Annotated in this window: 1 tRNA gene and 2 rRNA genes (1 of these 3 cut by a window edge); all 3 read left to right on the forward strand. The window is 53.1% G+C overall.

The features are described 5' to 3' along the window. A 23S ribosomal RNA gene (locus tag QWY83_RS14180) occupies nt 1-2,796 on the forward strand; it begins 32 nt to the left of the window's first position. An 84-nt stretch (nt 2,797-2,880) separates the two neighbouring features. Continuing rightward, nucleotides 2,881-2,995: ribosomal RNA gene (gene rrf / locus QWY83_RS14185) — 5S ribosomal RNA — on the forward strand. A 103-nt stretch (nt 2,996-3,098) separates the two neighbouring features. After that, nucleotides 3,099-3,175: transfer RNA gene (locus QWY83_RS14190), tRNA-Met, on the forward strand. Nucleotide 3,176: the final 1 nt, after the last annotated feature.

Raw genomic sequence — 3,176 nt, forward strand, 5'->3', positions numbered from 1 at the left:
CTTGGCAGTAAGAGGCGATGAAGGACGTGATACTCTGCGATAAGCCATGGGGAGCCGAGAATAGGCTTTGATCCATGGATCTCCGAATGGGGCAACCCACCTGAATGTTTGTTATTGTAGCCTTCGGGCTCTCAATAATGGGCATAACCAGGTACTTTTTACCTGAATACATAGGGTTTAAAGAGCAAACCCGGGGAACTGAAACATCTAAGTACCCGGAGGAAAGGAAATCAATAGAGACTCCGTTAGTAGCGGCGAGCGAACGCGGACCAGCCGAGCCTTGAGAGTGACTAGAACACGTTGGGAAGCGTGGCCATAGCGGGTGATAGCCCCGTATAGGAAGCTCAATGGGACGTATTAAGTAGGGCGGAACACGTGAAATTCTGTCTGAAGATCGGGGGACCACCCCCGAAGGCTAAGTACTCCTTACTGACCGATAGCGAACCAGTACCGTGAGGGAAAGGTGAAAAGCACCCCGACGAGGGGAGTGAAACAGTACCTGAAACCGGACGCCTACAAGCAGTCGGAGGGGCCTTGAGCCCTGACGGCGTACCTTTTGTATAATGGGTCATCGACTTGGTCTCACAAGCAAGCTTAAGCCGTTAGGTGTAGGCGCAGCGAAAGCGAGTCTTAATAGGGCGAATGAGTTTGTGGGATCAGACCCGAAACCGAGTGATCTAGCCATGGCCAGGATGAAGATAAGGTAACACTTATTGGAGGTCCGAACCCACACCTGTTGAAAAAGGTCGGGATGAGCTGTGGCTAGGGGTGAAAGGCCAATCAAACTCGGAGATAGCTGGTTCTCTGCGAAATCTATTTAGGTAGAGCGTCGGACGAATACCCTCGGGGGTAGAGCACTGGATGGGTAATGGGGTCCCACAGACTTACTGATCCTAACCAAACTCCGAATACCGAGGAGTACTATCCGGCAGACACACAGCGGGTGCTAACGTCCGTTGTGGAGAGGGAAACAACCCTGACCGACAGTTAAGGCCCCTAATTCATGGCTAAGTGGGAAAGCAGGTGGGACGACCAAAACAACCAGGAGGTTGGCTTAGAAGCAGCCATCCTTTAAAGATAGCGTAACAGCTCACTGGTCTAAATAAGTTGTCCTGCGGCGAAGATGTAACGGGGCTCAAGCCATGAGCCGAAACTTCGGAGTGCGTAAGCACTGGTAGCAGAGCGTAGTGTGATATAGTTCCATGCGTCCTTACCTTCCTCGGAAGGATTGGACGCAAGGAGCTTTCGATGAAGCCGGGCTGTAAGGCATCCGGTGGAGAGATCACTAGTGAGAATGATGACATGAGTAGCGACAAAGAGGGTGAGAGACCCTCTCGCCGAAAGTCCAAGGGTTCCTGCTTAAAGCTAATCTGAGCAGGGTAAGCCGACCCCTAAGGCGAGGCCGAAAGGCGTAGTCGATGGGAACCAGGTTAATATTCCTGGGCCAGGAGATGGTGACGGATCTCGAAGGTTGTTCATCCTTATCGGATTGGATGGGCCGCTTAGAGGTTCCTGGAAATAGCCCTCCATGAGATCGTACCCTAAACCGACACAGGTGGACTGGTAGAGAATACCAAGGCGCTTGAGAGAACAACGTTGAAGGAACTCGGCAAAATACCTCCGTAAGTTCGCGAGAAGGAGGCCCCGTTCGTAGGCAACTATGGGCGGGGGGCACAAACTAGGGGGTGGCGACTGTTTACTTAAAACACAGGGCTCTGCGAAGTCGTAAGACGACGTATAGGGTCTGACGCCTGCCCGGTGCCGGAAGGTTAAAAGGAGGGGTGCAAGCCTCGAATTGAAGCCCCGGTAAACGGCGGCCGTAACTATAACGGTCCTAAGGTAGCGAAATTCCTTGTCGGGTAAGTTCCGACCTGCACGAATGGCGTAACGACCTCCCCGCTGTCTCCAACGTTGACTCAGCGAAATTGAATTGCCTGTCAAGATGCAGGCTACCCGCGGTTAGACGGAAAGACCCCATGCACCTTTACTATAGCTTCGCACTGGCAACAGGTACAGCATGTGCAGGATAGGTGGTAGGCTTTGAAGCAGGGACGCCAGTCTCTGTGGAGCCTCCCTTGAGATACCACCCTTGCTTTGCTTGTTGTCTAACCGCGGTCCGTTATCCGGATCCGGGACCCTGCGTGGTGGGTAGTTTGACTGGGGCGGTCGCCTCCCAAACAGTAACGGAGGCGCGCGAAGGTTGGCTCAGAGCGGTCGGAAATCGCTCGTTGAGTGCAATGGCAGAAGCCAGCCTGACTGCAAGACTGACAAGTCGAGCAGAGACGAAAGTCGGCCATAGTGATCCGGTGGTCCCGAGTGGAAGGGCCATCGCTCAACGGATAAAAGGTACGCTGGGGATAACAGGCTGATGATGCCCAAGAGTCCATATCGACGGCATCGTTTGGCACCTCGATGTCGGCTCATCTCATCCTGGGGCTGGAGCAGGTCCCAAGGGTATGGCTGTTCGCCATTTAAAGAGGTACGTGAGCTGGGTTTAGAACGTCGTGAGACAGTTCGGTCCCTATCTTCCGTGGGTGTAGGATACTTGAGAGGAGTTGCCCCTAGTACGAGAGGACCGGGGTGAACGATCCACTGGTGGACCAGTTGTCGTGCCAACGGCAGTGCTGGGTAGCTATGATCGGACAGGATAACCGCTGAAGGCATCTAAGCGGGAAGCCCCCCTCAAAACAAGGTATCCCTGAGGACCGTGGTAGACCACCACGTCAATAGGCCGGAGATGTAAGTGCAGCAATGCATTCAGTTGACCGGTACTAATCGTCCGATAGGCTTGATTTGATCCAGTAAAAACAACGCTGGAACTTCAAGAGCATACACACACAATCAGTCGTACTCGACTTGGAAAAATTGGTTCTTATTCGGTCTGGTGGCTATAGCACGAGCAAAACACCCGGATCCATTCCGAACCCGGCCGTTAAGTGCCGTTGCGCTGATGGTACTGCGTCTTAAGACGTGGGAGAGTAAGTCACCGCCAGACCTAATAAGAACCAATAAATTCTCTCTTTCGATATCTTCCAGCAAAGCAAATAAAATACGCAATAGCTGGATCATCGCACCAGTGACACTCAAGTCACAATCGGCGCGGGGTGGAGCAGCCCGGTAGCTCGTCAGGCTCATAACCTGAAGGTCGTAGGTTCAAATCCTACCCCCGCAACCAA

It is taken from the genome of Marivivens donghaensis (genome assembly GCF_030410045.1).
Taxonomy (GTDB): domain Bacteria; phylum Pseudomonadota; class Alphaproteobacteria; order Rhodobacterales; family Rhodobacteraceae; genus Marivivens; species Marivivens donghaensis.